Source organism: Bradyrhizobium manausense, from assembly GCF_018131105.1.
Classification (GTDB): Bacteria; Pseudomonadota; Alphaproteobacteria; order Rhizobiales; family Xanthobacteraceae; genus Bradyrhizobium; species Bradyrhizobium manausense_B.
The window spans coordinates 944408-959569 of the sequence record NZ_JAFCJI010000002.1 but is presented as its reverse complement, the minus strand read 5'-3'; the positions used below and the strand labels follow the sequence as shown (position 1 = coordinate 959569).

Genomic DNA, 15162 nt, shown 5'->3' with positions numbered 1-15162 from the left:
CCAAGAGGCATCCATGTTTAGACGATCCGAACAGGACAAGCGCCCTCAGGTGCAGATTTTCGTCGACGGCGTGGCCGTCGCGGCGCGCCAGGGCGACACCGTTTCTGCCGCTCTGCTCGCATCCGGCCAGGACGCTCGTCGCTCCACCGCGGTGAGCGGCGCACCGCGTCTGCCCTATTGCATGATGGGCGTCTGTTTCGATTGCCTCGTCACCATCGACGGTATCGGCAATCGTCAGGGCTGCCTTGTGCCCGTGGCCGAGGGCATGCAAGTCGAGATCCAGAAGGGCAAGCGGGAGATCGGAAGATGACTATGGCTCCCAAGCGGGAAGATTACGACGTCGTGGTGATCGGCGCCGGACCCGCGGGCCTCGCGGCGGCTGCGGCATCGGCTGAAGCGGGTCTCACGACGTTGCTGCTCGACGAGAACGTTGGTCCCGGCGGTCAGGTCTTTCGCGCCATATCTTCGACGCCGGTGACCGAGCGTAGCCAGCTCGGCGCCGACTATTGGATCGGCACAGAGCTCGTGCAGGCGCTGCGCGCGAGCAGCGCCGAGGTCATCCATCGTGCCACTGTCTGGAGCCTCGACCGCAATCTCGATATCGCGGTCTCAATCGGCGGCGCGTCGGCCTTCGTCAGAGCGAAGCGCGTGATCCTCGCGACCGGCGCGCTGGAGCGGCCGTTTCCGATTCCGGGCTGGACATTGCCGGGCGTCATGACCGCGGGCGCAGCGCAGACGATGCTGAAGTCATCGGCGCTTGTGCCCGATGGTCGCACCGTGATTGCAGGGCAGGGGCCGCTGCTCTGGCTGCTCGCCGCACAGATTTTGCGTCTCGGCGGCCGCATCGATCGCATCCTCGACACCACCGAGCGCGGCAATTATTTCGCCGCGCTGCCGCACGCCTTCGCGTTCCTGACTTCGCCTTATTTCGCGAAAGGCCTCGCGATGATGCGCGAGGTGAAAGCGAAGGTGCAGGTCGTCTCCGGCGTCACTGAGCTTGCGGCAGCTGGTGATAGTCAGCTTACGAGCGTGAGCTATGTCGCCGGTGGCAAGCGCGAGACCATTCCGGCCGATCTGTTGCTGCTGCATCAGGGTGTGGTGCCCAATGTCAATCTGGCGATGTCCGCAGACATTGAGCATCGCTGGGACGATTTGCAGCTGTGCTGGTCGCCGGTGCTGGACGCGAGCGGCAATTCGTCGGTCGCCGGTATCGCGATCGCCGGCGACGGTGCCGGCATCGGCGGCGCGAATGCCGCCGTAGTGCGTGGCCGCATCGCGGCGCGCGCGGCTGTGGAGGCACTGGCGCCCGCTGCTGCCGCGAAGCTCACGCCAATGGCGACGCTCCGTGCCGATCTCGCCAAGGCCGAGCGCGGCCGCGTTTTCCTCGACACGCTGTTCCGTCCGTCGCCGCAGTTCCGCATTCCCTCTGATGACACCATCGTCTGCCGTTGCGAGGAGGTCACCGCGAAGGACGTTCTCGATTCCGTCGCGATCGGCGCCACGGGGCCGAACCAGCTCAAGGCCTATCGCCGCACCGGCATGGGCCCGTGCCAGGGCCGGCTCTGCGGCCTCACCGTCACCGAGCTGATGGCGCAGGCGCGCGGCAAGACCCCGCAGGAGATCGGCTATTACCGGCTGCGCGCGCCGGTGAAGCCGATCACGCTGGCCGAGCTCGCCGCCGTTCCGAAAACGGAAGAAGACGTCAAGGCCGTGGTGCGCGGATGACTGGAAATGTGGATGCGATCGTCGTCGGCGGCGGCATCCACGGATGCTCGACGGCGCTGCATCTGTGCCTCGCCGGCCTCAAGCCGGTGCTGATCGAGAAAGACTATGCCGGCCGCCACGCTTCGGGCGTCAATGCCGGCGGTGTCCGCCAGCTTGCGCGGCACATTCCCGAAATCCCGCTCTCGATCCGCTCGATGGGAATCTGGGAGAAGATCTCCGATCTCCTCGATGATGACTGCAGCTTCGAGAGCCATGGCCAAGTGCTGGTCGCGGAGAACGACGAAGAGCTCGCGATCTGCCGCGCGCGCGTCGCCGAGCTCAATGCGCTCGGCTTCACCCATGAAGAGCTGATCGACGCGGCTGAACTGCGACGCCTCGTGCCGGCGGTGGCCGAGACTTGTCCCGGTGGCGTGGTCTCACGCCGTGATGGCGCGGCCAATCCGGCACAGGCGACGACGGCGTTCCGGCGCAAGGCCGAGCAACTGGGCGCCACCGTGCGAGAGGGCGTCGCCGCCAGCAATATCCGCCATCGCGACGGTCTCTGGCATGTCGATGTCGGCCCTGAAACCTTTGCCGCGCCAGTACTGGTCAACGCCGCCGGTGCCTGGGCCGGCAAGATCGCCGCCGATCTCGGCGAGCCGGTGCCGGTCGAGACCGTGGCGCCGATGCTGATGATCACCTCGCGCGTGCCGCACTTCATCGATCCCGTCGTGATTCTGCGCGGGCGAAAACTCTCGTTCAAGCAATTCACCAACGGCACCGTGCTGATCGGCGGCGGCCATCTGGCTACGCCCTACCAGGACCGCAACGAGACAGTGCTGGACTGGAAAAGTCTCGCGACCAGTGCGCGCACCGTGTTCGAGCTGTTCCCGGTGATGCGCAGCGCCACCATCGTGCGCGCCTGGGCCGGCATCGAGGCCAAGATGAAAGACGATATCCCCGTGTTCGGCCCGAGCAGTCGCCACAAGGGGCTCTATCACCAGTTCGGCTTCTCGCTGCACGGCTTTCAGCTCGGCCCCGGCGCCGGCGCCGTGATGGCGGAGCTGATCGTCAATGGCGGCACTCAGACCCGTGTCAGCGATCTCGGCATCGACCGCTTCCATCCCTCCACGCTCTAAAAAGAACAGGACATCATGAGCATCACCCGCAGCATCCGCACGCCCATCATGCATCGCGCCGTCGAAGCCAACGGTTTCGTCTTCGTCGGCGGCACCATCGCCGACGATACCTCGGTCTCGATGGGCGACCAGACCCGCAACATTCTCGGCAAGATCGCGGGCTATCTGAAGGAAGCCGGCACCGACAAGTCGCGCGTGGTCAGCGCTTCGATCTTCGTCACGGACCTCTCCAAGAAAAAGGAGATGGATGCGGCCTGGACCGAGTTCTTCGGCGATAATCTGCCGACCCGTGCCACCGTCGGCGTCGCCGATCTCGGCGGCAGCGCGCTGATCGAGGTGGTCGTCACCGCGCTCAAGGGTTAGTTGTGATAGGCCGACCACGACGTCAGCGCGTCGCGCGCTTATGCCTCGACTTGATCTCCCGCCCGGATGGGACTAGTTAGAGGCATCTCATCAAGGATATTCGCAGCCATGGATCTGACCCCGACCGCAACGCCCATCCGCATTGCTCACGGGGAATTCCATGCCTGCTTCCATCATCCTGTCGCGCCTGTCGCTGTCCACACCTGACGGCCGCTCGCTTCTCTCCAACATCGATCTGACTTTCGGCGCGGAACGCGCCGGCCTCGTCGGCCGCAACGGCGTCGGCAAGACGACTCTGCTCACTGCGATCACGGGCAGGCACGTTCCGCAGTCGGGGCGCGTTGTCGTCAACGGCACCGTCGGGCTCCTGCGCCAGGATGCCCAGCTTCGCGCCGGCGCGAGGGTCGTTGACCTCTTTGACGCGCGCGATGCCCTGAATCTGCTTCGCCGGGCGGAACGCGGCGATGCCTCCGCCGAGGAGGTCGCCGAGGTCGACTGGACCCTCGAGACGCGGCTGGCGTCCGCCCTTGCGCGTGTCGGGTTCGATATCGCGCCTGATTTGGATTTGGACCGTTTGTCCGGCGGGCAGGTCACGCGTGTCCGTCTCGCCGCGTTGCTGTTCGCCGAGCCGGACTTCCTGTTGCTCGACGAGCCCACCAACAACCTTGATCGCGACGGGCGCCAGGCCGTGATCGATCTGCTGGCTGGCTGGCGCGGCGGCGCGATCGTCGTCAGCCATGACCGGGCACTGCTCGAGACCATGGACGCCATCGTCGAGCTGACCTCGCTCGGCGCGACGCGCTATGGCGGTAACTGGAGCAGCTATCGTGAACAAAAGGCTGTCGAAGTCGCCGCCGTCAGGCACGACCTCGCACATGCCGAGAAGCACCTGTCCGAAATCGACGGCAAGGCGCAGGAGGCGGCCGAACGCAAGGCGCGCAAGGACAGCGGTGGAAGAGCGAAGCGCGCCAAGGGTGACATGCCGCGGATTTTGGCCGGAGCGCGTAAGGATCGTAGCGAGGACAGCGGCGGCAAGACGACGCAGATCGCTGAGCGGCGCCGCGCGGAAGCGGTCGATGCGGTCGACACCGCGCGCCGGCGCATCGAAGTTCTCCAGCCGCTCTCCGTAAAGCTGCCTTCGACCCGCTTGCCAGCGGGCAGGGAAGTGATTTGGCTCGATCGCGTCAGTGCCGGCTATTTGCCGGAGCGGCCGGTCCTGCGCGATCTATCGCTCACCGTCGTCGGGCCGGAGCGCGTCGCGATCGTCGGACCCAACGGCTCCGGCAAGACGACGCTGCTGAAGCTGGTCGCCGGCGAGCTGCGCCCTGTCTCGGGTACCGTACGAGTCAGGCCGGACTTCGCTCTGTTCGACCAGAAGGTCAGCCTGCTCGATCCCGCGATCCCGATCCTCGACAATTTTGGGCGTCTCAATCCGAGGGCGGGCGCGAATGAATGCCATGCCGCGTTGGCACGCTTCATGTTTCGCGCCGATGCGGCCTTGCAGATCGCCGGCAGCCTGAGCGGCGGCCAGCTGTTTCGCGCGGGCCTCGCCTGCGTGCTGGGTGGGTCGACGCCGCCGACGCTGCTGATCCTGGACGAGCCGACCAATCATCTGGACCTCGAGTCCATCGCGGCCGTCGAAGCAGGCTTGCGGGCTTATGACGGCGCGTTGCTCGTCGTCAGCCATGACGAGGCGTTCCTGGAGGCCATCGGGATCACGCGCCGACTCGATCTTGGCGCCTCAGGCGGATTGTTCGGCGGAACTGAACAATGATGCCGGCCGGAGGCTGATTATCTCTCGCGGGAAATGGGGCAAATCCTCCGGTGTCAGCCGCAAGCAGCGGACCCGAACCACGGAGAACGCACATGTCCAACCCAGACAAGAAGGTCGCCATTGTCACCGGGGGCTCACGCGGCATTGGCGCCGCGATCGCCGAACGGCTCGCCGCCGACGGCTTTGCCGTCGTCGTCAACTATGCCGGGAGCGCCGCCGAAGCGGAGGCGCTTGCCGACAGGATTACGCAAGCGGGCAGCCAGGCTATCACGTCGCAGGCTGACGTCAGCGACGCAACTGCTGTCGCACGTATGTTCAATGCGGCTGAGTCCGTGTTCGGCGGCGTCGACGTGCTCGTCAACAATGCCGGTGTCATGCGTCTCGCCGCGATTGCGGATGCCGAGGATGCTGCGTTCGACAGCCAGATCGCGATCAACCTGAAGGGCACCTTCAACACGCTGCGCGAGGCGGCGCGGCGGCTGCGCAATGGCGGTCGCATCGTCAATCTGTCGTCGAGCCAGGCCGGCATCCTGTCGCCGACCTACGGCGTCTATGCCGCCACCAAGGCGGCGGTCGAAGCCCTCACGCATGTGCTGGCCAAGGAGCTGCGCGGCCGCAACATCACCGTGAATGCGGTGGCGCCCGGACCGACCGCAACGAAGCTCTTTTTGGATGGCAAGTCGAAGGAGCTGGTCGATCATCTCGCCAAGCTCGCGCCGCTGGAGCGGCTTGGCCAGCCCGAGGACGTCGCCGCCGCGGTTGCGTTCCTTGCAGGTCCAGATGGTGGCTGGATCAATGGTCAGGTGCTTCGCGCCAATGGCGGGATCATCTGATCTCGCCAGGCAAATCCTGGTAATTCTTCAAAAACCCGACGCTCTGCCCCCAGCGCGTCGGGTGGAATGGATGAGTATCAATCGGTGATCCCAACGCCGCTGTTGTGACTCCAGTCCTATGAAATTTCTACTCCGGTAAAATACCGCATCGAAACCGACCTGCGCCTGCCGATTTACGCGCTGTGGTGGTTTCACGCGCTGCCGCCGGGCTCCAGCGCTTCGCCCATCTCCAGCGGATGCGCCATGGTCTCGTGCAGCGCCTCGCGATCGAGCTCTCCCTCGGAAATGCTGATGACGACGCAGGCGACGCCGTTGCCGATCAGGTTGGTCAGCGCGCGGCACTCGCTCATGAATTTGTCGATGCCGACCAGGATCGCGATCGACTGGATCGGGATGTCGGGCACGATCGAGAGCGTTGCGGCGAGCGTGATGAAGCCGGCGCCCGTAACGCCCGATGCGCCCTTCGAGGTGATCATGGCGATGCCGAGAATGCCCAACTCCTGCCAGATCGTCAGATGGGTGTTGGTCGCCTGCGCCAGAAACAGCGTCGCCAGGGTCATGTAGATGTTGGTGCCGTCGAGGTTGAAGCTGTAGCCGGTCGGGATTACGAGGCCGACCACCGAGCGCGAGGCGCCGAGATGCTCCATCTTCTGGATCATCTGCGGCAGCACCGTCTCCGACGACGAGGTGCCGAGCACGATCAGAAGCTCGTCCTTGATATAAGCGATGAAGCGCAGGATCGAGAAGCCGGCCAGTCTGGCGATAGAGCCAAGCACGATCAGCACGAACAGGATGCTGGTGAGATAGAACGTGCCGATCAGGGCGGCGAGGTTGAGCAGCGAGCCGAGGCCGTAGGCGCCGACGGTGAACGCCATCGCCCCGAACGCGCCGATCGGCGCCACGCGCACGATGATGCGAATGATGCCGAAGAACATTTTTGCGGCCTTGTCGACGGCGTCGGCGATCGGCTCGCCGGCCTTGCCGAGGAATGCGATGGCAAAGCCGGAGAGGATCGAGACCAGCAGCACCTGAAGCAGGTCGCCGCGTGCGATCGCACCAAAATAGCTGTCGGGGATGATTCCCATCAGATGGGCCACGATGCCATCTTCCTTGGCCTTGGTCACGTAAGTGGCGACCGACTTCGGATCGATCGTGGCAGGGTCGATGTTGAAGCCGTGTCCGGGCTGGAGCACCTCGCCGACCAGGAGGCCGACTGCGAGCGCCACCGTCGAAACCGATTCGAAATAGATCAGCGATTTCAGCCCGACCCGGCCGACACGCTTGAGGTCGCCCATCGAGGAGATGCCGTGCACCACGGTGCAGAAGATCACGGGCGCGATCATCATCTTGATCAGCGCGATGAAGCCGTCGCCGAGCGGCTTCAGAGCCTTGCCGAGGTCCGGATAGAGATAGCCGATCAGCACCCCAAGCGCGATCGCGATCAGCACCTGGACATAGAGGATCTTGTACCAGGGCAGGTGCCGGCGATGGGCGGCTGGCTGGATCGCGACTTGTGTCATAATGTGAGCCCTGGAACGCATTGATCTTGCATGATTCACATCATGTGATGATCGCCCTATAAGCAACAATCACATTTTTGTCGGATCGCACGAAGATCAATCGCTGCACCGCAATGGGGGGAACATGTCGAACGCATCAGGCTCGGACGAGCAGGCGCACAGCTATTTTCCGCGCTGGAAGCTGAAGACCTCGGGCGTGATCATGCCGGAGGAGCGGTTGCCATGGGGGCAAACCATCGTCTCCGGTCTCCAGCATTGCGTTGCCATGTCGGGCTCGACGATCATCGCGCCGCTGCTGATGGGATTCGATCCCAATGTTGCGGTCCTGTTCTCCGGCATCGGCACGCTGATCTTCTTCGTCATCGTCGCCGGGCGTGTGCCGAGCTATCTCGGCTCGAGCTTCGCCTTCATCGCCGTCGTTCTCGCCGCCACCGGTTATGCCGGGCAGGGGCCGAATCCGAACATCTCAGTCGCGCTCGGCGGCATCGTCGGCGCCGGCGTGCTGTATGGCGTGATCGCGCTGATCGTGATGTGGTCGGGAATCGGCTGGGTCGAGCGCCTGATGCCGCCGGCCGTCACCGGCGCCGTGGTCGCCGCGATCGGCCTCAACCTCGCACCCGTCGCGGTCAAGGCGGTGAGCGCCAATGCGTTCGACACCTGGATCGGGCTCGCGACCGTCTTGATTATCGGCGTGGTCGCCGTGGCCGCTCCGGGCCTGTGGCGTCGCCTGCCGATCATTCTCGGCGCGATCGGCGGGTACCTGTTGTACCTGCTGTTCGCGAACGGCCTCGGCTTCGGCAAGCCGATCGACTTCGCGCAGCTTTCGGCCGCGCCGTGGTTCGGCCTGCCGAATTTCACCACGCCGACCTTCAAGGCCGATGCGATCTTCCTGATCGCGCCGGTTGCGGTCATTCTCGTCGCCGAGAATCTGGGTCACATCAAAGCCGTCGGCGCCATGACGGGCCGGAGCCTCGATGGCTATCTCGGGCGCGCCTTGTTCGCCGACAGCCTCGCGACGATCGTCGCGGCGTTTGGAGGCGGCACCGGCGTCACCACCTATGCCGAGAATATCGGCGTCATGGCGGCGACGAAGGTCTATTCGACCCTGCTGTTTGCCTTCGCCGCCACGGTGTCGATCCTGCTGGGCTTCTCGCCGAAATTCGGCGCGCTGATCCTGTCGATCCCGGGTCCCGTGATCGGCGGCCTCTCGATCGTGCTGTTCGGATTGATCGCGGCGATGGCGGGCCGGATCTGGGTGGAGAACAAGGTCGACTTCGCCAACCCGGCGAACCTGATCACCGTCGCCGTGGCGCTGACCGCGGGCGCGGGCGACCTCACGCTCAAATTCGGCGCGTTCACGATCGGCGGAATCGGCACCGCGACCTTCGGCGCGATCATCCTGTATCAGATCCTGACCTCGCCGATCGCGCGCCGCGCGGAATGAATCCCAGGGATGCGCTCGTGGATGGAACAAAACACCGGTTCCATCCATGATCAGGTGTCCCGGAGAAAGCCTATGCCACAGACCGATCTCTCAACTTCGTTTCCCTCACGTCTCGTCGGCCGACACGCGCTGGTGACCGGTGCCTCCCAGGGCATCGGCCGCGCCGTTGCGGTCAGGCTCGCCCAGGAAGGCGCGACCGTCGCCATCAATTATATCGACCATCCAGAGCGAGCCGAGGAGACGCTTGCGCTGGCGAGGACGGGATCGGATGATCGCGGCCACGGCAAGCTCGACCATGTCATCGTCAAGGCCGATGTCAGCAATGAGCAGGAGGTGGCTGCGATGTTCGAGACGGTGCTGGCGCGCTGGAAGCGCCTCGATTGTCTCGTCAACAATGCCGGTTTCCAGCGTGAATCGCCCAGCGAGGCGCTCGACATCGAAAGCTATCGCCGCATCATCGACGTCAATCTCAACGGTGCCGTGCTCTGTGCCCAGAAGGCGCTCGCGCATTTCGTCGGGCGCGATGGAGGCGGCAGCATCATCAACTGCTCCAGCGTTCACCAGATCATCCCAAAACCCGGCTATCTCGCTTATTCGATCAGCAAGGGTGGCATGGCCAATCTCACCCGCACGCTGGCGCTCGAATTTGCCGGCCGCGGCATTCGCGTCAATGCGGTCGGTCCCGGCGCGATCGACACGCCGATCAACGCGGCCTGGACCGGCGATGCGGAAAAGCGCGCCAACGTCGCAAGTCATATCCCGCTTGGGCGCGTCGGCATGCCGGAAGAGATCGCCGCTGTGTTCGCTTTCCTGGCCTCGGACGATGCAAGCTACATCACCGGGCAGACGATCTACGCCTGCGGCGGCCTGACGTTGTTTCCCGAGTTTCGCGACAACTGGGCGAGCTAGTCGGCCGCGTCGGCCCATCTGGCAAAATGCCGCGGCGCAGACTACATCTGCGCCATGGCAAATCACCCGCTCCAGGATTTCGTCGGCCGGCACGAAAAACTGTTCGTGCTGACCGGCGCGGGCTGCAGCACCAATTCGGGCATTCCCGACTATCGCGACAGCCATGGCAACTGGAAGCGGACCCAGCCGGTCAATTTTCAGGCCTTCATGTCGGAAGAGCAGACGCGCCAGCGCTATTGGGCGCGCAGCCTGATCGGCTGGCGGCGATTCGGACAAGCCCGTCCGAACGACGCGCATCATGCGCTCGCCCGGCTCGAGGCCAGCGGTCGCTGCGAGATGCTGCTGACCCAGAATGTCGACCGGCTGCATCAATCCGCCGGCCACCGGCAGGTGATCGATCTGCACGGGCGGCTCGACCTGGTCCGCTGCATGGGCTGCGGTGGCAAGACACCGCGCAGCGAATTCCAGGAGGCGCTTGGCCGCGCCAACGCGGAATGGCTGACGCTGGATGCGGCGGATGCGCCTGATGGCGACGCTGATCTCGATCACGCGGATTTCTCGTCGTTCAAGGTGCCGGCTTGCGAGGCCTGCGGCGGCATCCTCAAGCCCGATGTCGTGTTCTTCGGCGAGAACGTCCCGCGCGACGTGGTCGCGACCGCGCAGGACCATCTGGCGCAGGCCGATGCCATGCTGATCGTCGGCTCCTCGTTGATGGTCTATTCCGGCTTCCGCTTCGTGCAGGCTGCGACCAAACGGCAAATCCCGATTGCCGCGGTCAATCTCGGGCGCACCCGCGCCGACGATCTCCTGACGCTCAAGGTCGAGGAGCGCTGCGAAGCAGCGCTGGCATTTCTGCTCTGAACGGGCAGGGCTCTCCTGCCGCATAGGTGCCACGCAATGGGGGCGGAAGGCTTCACCATTCGCGGCGTCGCTGGTATGAAAATTGCTGCGGCTTCGACCGCAGTTTGGCGATCAGCACGGAGTGTTCAGGAATGCTTGAGGGGGCCGAGGTACGGCTTGCCGTTGATATTGGCGGCACGTTCACCGACATCGTGCTGGACGTGGGTGAAGTGCGCAAGACGCGCAAGGTGCTAACCACGCCGCAGCGGCCTGAGCAGGCGGTGCTGGACGGCATGCGTCTCATCCTGACTGATGCGCATGCGCATATCAGCGACATCGACGTCTTCATTCACGGCACGACGCTTGCGACCAACGCCATCATCGAACGGCGCGGTGCCAAAACGGCGCTGATCGCGACCGAAGGCTTCCGCGACGTTCTCGATATCGGCACCGAGAGCCGCTACGACCAATACGATCTCGGCATCGACAAGCCGAAGCCGCTGGCGCCGCGCAATCTGCGCTTCACCGTGCCCGAGCGGATCGACGCCCACGGCGCCGTCCGTCTTCCGCTCGACGAAGCTGCGGTCCGCGCGCTCGCGCCGAAATTGCGCGAGCTGAAGGTCGAAAGCGTCGCGATTGCCTTCCTGCATTCCTACGCCAATCCCGAGCACGAGCGCCGCGCGGCCGCCATCATCAGCAGGGAAATGCCCGGCATCTCCGTGACTGTATCGTCGGCGGTGTGCCCCGAGATCCGCGAGTATGAGCGCACCTCGACCGCGGTCGCCAACGCTTATGTGCAGCCACTGATCGACGGCTATCTCGCGCGCATGTCCGATGCCCTGCAGGTCGAGCAATATCGCGGCGCGATCTATCTCGTCACTTCCGGCGGCGGCGTCACTTCGATCGAGACGGCGCGGCGCTTCCCGGTGCGGCTCGTCGAGTCCGGCCCGGCGGGCGGCGCGATCTTCGCGGCGCAGATCGCGGCAAGGCTCGGCGAAAGCAAGGTGCTGTCCTTTGACATGGGCGGCACCACCGCAAAAATCTGTCTGATCGAAAAGTATCAGCCCGAGACGTCACGCGTGTTCGAGGTCGATCGCGCGGCGCGCTTCCTCAAAGGCTCAGGCCTGCCGGTGCGCATCCCCGTGATCGAGATGGTCGAGATCGGCGCCGGTGGCGGCTCGATCGCGCATGTCGACGCGATGAAGCGTGTCACTGTCGGCCCGGAGAGTGCCTCGTCCGAGCCGGGGCCCGCCTGCTACGGCCGTGGTGGTCAGCGTCCTGCAGTGACCGATGCCGATGTCACCCTCGGCATGATCGATCCCGACGCCTTCGCGGGTGGCACCATCAGGCTCGACCCGGAGCTTTCGAAGAAAGCGCTGCTGAGCAGTGTCGGCGAGCCGCTCGGCTTGTCGGCGGAAACCGCGGCCTATGCCGTGCACGAGGTCGTCTGCGAGAACATGGCAAGTGCGGCGCGCGTGCATGCGGTCGAGCGCGGTGAGATCGTCGGCCAGCACACGCTGATCGCCTTCGGCGGCGCCGCACCGCTGCATGCGGCGCGCGTTGCCGAGAAGATCGGCGTTGCCAGGGTGATCGTGCCGTCGAATGCCGGCGTCGGCTCGGCGGTCGGCTTCCTCGCGGCGCCTATTGCCTATGAGCTGGTGCGCAGCCGTCACGTCCGGCTCGACGATTTCGACACCGGCGCCGTCTCCGATCTGCTGCAGGAGATGGTGACCGAGGCGCGGGCGCTGGTCGAGCCCGGTGCGGCCGGCGCGCCGGTGCGTGAGCGCCGCGCGGCTTTCATGCGTTACGTCGGCCAGGGCCACGAGATCACCGTCGAGCTGCCGAACCGGCCGCTGACCTCGGCTGATCTTGCAAGTCTCCGCCAGAAGTTCGAGGCCGATTATTCCGCGATGTTCGAGCGGCCAATTCCTGGCGCCGCGATCGAGGTCTTGAGCTGGTCGGTGCTTGCGACGACTGATGCACGCAACCCATCGGCGGTTGCGGCTGTTGCGCGCAAGCCTGCGGCGAAGGCCTCCGGCAGCCGCAAGTTCTTCGACGGAAGGGCAGGCGAGGTCATCGATATCCCGCTCTATCGCCGCGAGGACATGGCGCCCGGCGCGACGATTGCGGGGCCGGCTGTGATCGCGGAGGACGAAACCTCCACGTTCGTCTCCAACAGTTTTGATGCCCATATCGACGGTGCCGGCAGCATCGTCATGGAACGGAAGGCGGCCTGATCATGAGCAAGGCAAATGGCGCGAGCCTGATCGACCTTCAGATCATGTGGCACCGGCTGATCGCCGTGGTCGAGGAGCAGGCACAGGTGCTGCTCCGCACCGCGTTCAGCCCGATCGTGCGCGAATGCGGCGACCTTTCCGCGGGCGTGTTCGACCTGAGGGGACGGATGCTGGCGCAGGCGGTGACCGGCACGCCCGGTCACGTCAACTCGATGGCGGAATCGGTCAAGCACTTCATCAACCACTTCCCGCTCGAGACGATGAAGGAAGGCGACGCCTACATCACCAATGATCCCTGGATGGGCACCGGCCATCTCAACGACTTCGTCGTCACCACGCCCTGCTTCAAGGACGGCAAGGTCGTCGCACTGTTCTCCTGCACCAGCCATCTCATGGATATCGGCGGCATCGGCTTCGGCCCTGACGCCACCGACGTGTTCATGGAGGGGCTCTACATCCCCATGCTCAAGCTGATCGACCAGGGCGTCGTCAATGAGACGCTCATGGCGATGATCCGCACCAATACGCGGCTGCCGATCGACACCGAAGGCGACACCTATTCGCTGGCCGGCTGCAACGACGTCGGCTGCGAGCGCCTGGTCGAGATGATGACTGAGTTCGGCATCGACACGCTCGACGAGCTCGGCGACTACATCTGCGACCGCTCGCGCGAGGCCGTGCTCGCCGAGATCGCCAAGTTGCCGAAGGGGATCTGGCGCAACAGCATGGTCGTCGACGGCTATGACGCCCCGGTGACGCTCGCAGCGACCCTGACGATTTCGGACAAAGGTATCCATGTCGACTTCGACGGCACGTCGGCCGCGTCGAAATTCGGCATCAACGTGCCGCTGTCCTACACCACGGCCTACACCGTGTTCGGCCTCGGCTGCGTCGTTGCCTCGCAGATCCCGAACAATGCCGGCTCGCTCTCGCCGCTGACGGTGTCGGCGCCTTCTGGCGCGATCCTCAATGCGCCGAAGCCCGCGCCGGTCGCCTCGCGTCACATCATCGGCCAGATGCTGCCGGACGTCGTGTTCGGCTGCCTGCGACAGATCATTCCCGAGCGCGTGCCGGCCGAAGGCACGTCGTGCCTGTGGAATCTCAACGTGCGTGGCCAGACGCGAAGCGGCGTCGGCGGCAATTACGGATTCTCGATGGCGGTGACGTCCAACGGCGGCACCGGCGCGCGCTTCGGCAAGGACGGTCTCTCCGCGACCGCCTATCCCAGCGGCGTGCGTGGCACACCGGTCGAGATCGCGGAGACGCAGACGCCGTTGATCTTCTGGCGCAAGGAGTTGCGCCCGGATTCCGGCGGAGCAGGGCGTACCCGCGGCGGTCTCGGCCAGATCATCGAGGTCGGCACCGGCATCGATGCACCCTTCGACATCCTTGCGGCATTCGACCGTATCGAGCATCCGCCACGCGGCCGGGATGGCGGCAAGAACGGCGAAGCCGGTTATGTCGGTTTGAAGTCCGGACAGAAAATGCGCGGCAAGGGCTTTCAGACCATTCCGCCTGATGATCGGCTGGTGGTGATGACGCCCGGCGGCGCCGGCATCGGCGCGCCGGACGAACGCGATCGCGCGGCGGTCAAGGACGATGTCGAGAGCGGGCTTGTGTCGGCGGACAATGCGGCGATGGTCTACGGCTACGCGCGGTGAGATACTGAAAAAGCGTCGTCCCGGCCTTGGTGGCCGGGACGTTGTCTTGATGGGTTGAATTTACGCCGCCGCCTTCTTCCGCGCCTGCTCGGCCTTGTACAGCTCGAATTCCTCCGCGACCGCTTTCGCGACTGAAGGCCGCTGACGCAGGCGCTCGTAATAGGCCTTCACGTTCGGCCATTTCGAAAGTTCGATCGGCGGCGTCGCCATGGTCCAGTTGATGACCGTGACGAGATAGGCGTCGGCCACGCTGAAATGGTCGAGCAGGAACTCGCGACCCTTCAGGTAGTTGTCGAGATAGTCGAGCCGCGACAGATTCTTCTCCAGCACGTAGGTTTTGACGTCCTGCGACGCCTTGCGGTCGAGCACAGGAATGAAGAGTCCCTTGTGCAACTCGGTGCCGATGAAGCACAGCCATTGGTGCAACCGTGTGCGATCGATGCCTTCAGTCGCGCCGAGCCCCGATTGCGGGAAGCGGTCGGCGACATATTGCAGGATCGCGGCGTTCTCGGTCAGCACTACGCCCTCGTCGGTACGCAGCGTCGGCACCAGGCCGATCGGATTGACGGTACGGAAGTCGGAGCCGTCCTTGAGCACTTTCTTGGTCGGCGAATCGACTTCCAGATAATTCGCTTCGGCGCCGGCTTCATAAAGCGCGACGCGTGTCGCCATGGAGCAGGCGAGCGGCGAGAAATAAAGATCCATCGTGGGCCTCCTTGGGCAATTCCTCTTGTGAGT

At 64.7% G+C, this 15162-nt stretch carries 13 protein-coding genes; 11 read left to right on the top strand and 2 right to left on the bottom strand.

What is annotated here, in order from left to right; genetic code table 11:
- Positions 1-13 precede the first annotated feature (13 nt).
- The 6 genes from JQ631_RS24815 (at position 14) to JQ631_RS24790 (ending at position 5813) form a co-directional block, all read left to right on the top strand.
- Positions 14-310 carry a (2Fe-2S)-binding protein gene (locus tag JQ631_RS24815; RefSeq protein ID WP_212330330.1) on the top strand — a complete coding sequence of 99 codons (297 nt, stop codon included), beginning with the start codon at positions 14-16 and terminating at the stop codon, positions 308-310.
- On the top strand, positions 307-1725 hold the full coding sequence (locus JQ631_RS24810; RefSeq protein WP_212330328.1) for an FAD/NAD(P)-dependent oxidoreductase: 1419 nt from the start codon (positions 307-309) through the stop codon (positions 1723-1725). Before JQ631_RS24815 ends, JQ631_RS24810 begins: the two co-directional genes overlap by 4 nt.
- The gene (locus JQ631_RS24805; RefSeq protein WP_212330326.1) at positions 1722-2843 is read left to right on the top strand and encodes an NAD(P)/FAD-dependent oxidoreductase; all 1122 of its coding nucleotides are present in this window, start codon (positions 1722-1724) and stop codon (positions 2841-2843) included. Before JQ631_RS24810 ends, JQ631_RS24805 begins: the two co-directional genes overlap by 4 nt.
- 15 nt (positions 2844-2858) lie before the next feature.
- Complete coding sequence (locus tag JQ631_RS24800; protein WP_212330324.1) at positions 2859-3206, top strand: RidA family protein; 348 nt, start codon at positions 2859-2861, stop codon at positions 3204-3206.
- 160 nt (positions 3207-3366) lie between these two features.
- A complete protein-coding gene (locus JQ631_RS24795) occupies positions 3367-4980 on the top strand; it encodes an ABC-F family ATP-binding cassette domain-containing protein (protein WP_212330322.1) in 1614 nt (537 codons plus the stop codon).
- 92 nt (positions 4981-5072) lie between these two features.
- Positions 5073-5813, top strand: coding sequence for an SDR family oxidoreductase (locus JQ631_RS24790; protein WP_212330320.1), 741 nt, complete (start codon positions 5073-5075; stop codon positions 5811-5813).
- A 191-nt stretch (positions 5814-6004) separates the two neighbouring features.
- On the opposite strand, the gene JQ631_RS24785 is transcribed toward JQ631_RS24790, so the two are convergent.
- Complete coding sequence (locus tag JQ631_RS24785) at positions 6005-7333, bottom strand: dicarboxylate/amino acid:cation symporter (protein WP_212330318.1); 1329 nt, start codon at positions 7331-7333, stop codon at positions 6005-6007.
- Between the two features lie 124 nt (positions 7334-7457).
- On the opposite strand from JQ631_RS24785, the gene JQ631_RS24780 reads away from it, so the two are divergent.
- The 5 genes from JQ631_RS24780 to JQ631_RS24760 all read left to right on the top strand — a co-directional run bounded on the left by JQ631_RS24780 (position 7458) and on the right by JQ631_RS24760 (position 14424).
- Entirely contained in the window at positions 7458-8777 is a 1320-nt protein-coding gene (locus JQ631_RS24780) for a solute carrier family 23 protein (protein WP_212330316.1), read from the top strand.
- A gap of 72 nt (positions 8778-8849) precedes the next feature.
- Positions 8850-9686 (top strand): SDR family oxidoreductase, encoded by an 837-nt coding sequence (locus tag JQ631_RS24775; protein WP_212330315.1) that lies wholly within the window; start codon positions 8850-8852, stop codon positions 9684-9686.
- A 54-nt stretch (positions 9687-9740) separates the two neighbouring features.
- A complete protein-coding gene (locus JQ631_RS24770) occupies positions 9741-10547 on the top strand; it encodes an NAD-dependent protein deacetylase (RefSeq protein ID WP_212330313.1) in 807 nt (268 codons plus the stop codon).
- Between the two features lie 131 nt (positions 10548-10678).
- Positions 10679-12763, top strand: coding sequence for a hydantoinase/oxoprolinase family protein (locus JQ631_RS24765; protein ID WP_212330311.1), 2085 nt, complete (start codon positions 10679-10681; stop codon positions 12761-12763).
- A gap of 2 nt (positions 12764-12765) precedes the next feature.
- Entirely contained in the window at positions 12766-14424 is a 1659-nt protein-coding gene (locus tag JQ631_RS24760; protein ID WP_212330309.1) for a hydantoinase B/oxoprolinase family protein, read from the top strand.
- A 60-nt stretch (positions 14425-14484) separates the two neighbouring features.
- Here JQ631_RS24760 and JQ631_RS24755 read toward each other — a convergent pair whose 3' ends face one another.
- Complete coding sequence (locus JQ631_RS24755; protein ID WP_212330307.1) at positions 14485-15129, bottom strand: glutathione binding-like protein; 645 nt, start codon at positions 15127-15129, stop codon at positions 14485-14487.
- Between the last annotated feature and the right edge of the window lie 33 nt (positions 15130-15162).

Bases quoted from the DNA above. Each gene is read 5' to 3' on its own strand.
- JQ631_RS24765 (WP_212330311.1), top strand. From the start codon at position 10,679: ATGCTTGAGGGGGCCGAGGTACGGCTTGCCGTTGATATTGGCGGCACG.
- JQ631_RS24760 (WP_212330309.1), top strand. From the start codon at position 12,766: ATGAGCAAGGCAAATGGCGCGAGCCTGATCGACCTTCAGATCATGTGG.
- JQ631_RS24785 (WP_212330318.1), bottom strand. From the start codon at position 7,333: ATGACACAAGTCGCGATCCAGCCAGCCGCCCATCGCCGGCACCTGCCC.
- JQ631_RS24755 (WP_212330307.1), bottom strand. From the start codon at position 15,129: ATGGATCTTTATTTCTCGCCGCTCGCCTGCTCCATGGCGACACGCGTC.
- JQ631_RS24770 (WP_212330313.1), top strand. From the start codon at position 9,741: ATGGCAAATCACCCGCTCCAGGATTTCGTCGGCCGGCACGAAAAACTG.
- JQ631_RS24780 (WP_212330316.1), top strand. From the start codon at position 7,458: ATGTCGAACGCATCAGGCTCGGACGAGCAGGCGCACAGCTATTTTCCG.
- JQ631_RS24800 (WP_212330324.1), top strand. From the start codon at position 2,859: ATGAGCATCACCCGCAGCATCCGCACGCCCATCATGCATCGCGCCGTC.
- JQ631_RS24810 (WP_212330328.1), top strand. From the start codon at position 307: ATGACTATGGCTCCCAAGCGGGAAGATTACGACGTCGTGGTGATCGGC.
- JQ631_RS24775 (WP_212330315.1), top strand. From the start codon at position 8,850: ATGCCACAGACCGATCTCTCAACTTCGTTTCCCTCACGTCTCGTCGGC.
- JQ631_RS24795 (WP_212330322.1), top strand. From the start codon at position 3,367: ATGCCTGCTTCCATCATCCTGTCGCGCCTGTCGCTGTCCACACCTGAC.
- JQ631_RS24790 (WP_212330320.1), top strand. From the start codon at position 5,073: ATGTCCAACCCAGACAAGAAGGTCGCCATTGTCACCGGGGGCTCACGC.
- JQ631_RS24815 (WP_212330330.1), top strand. From the start codon at position 14: ATGTTTAGACGATCCGAACAGGACAAGCGCCCTCAGGTGCAGATTTTC.
- JQ631_RS24805 (WP_212330326.1), top strand. From the start codon at position 1,722: ATGACTGGAAATGTGGATGCGATCGTCGTCGGCGGCGGCATCCACGGA.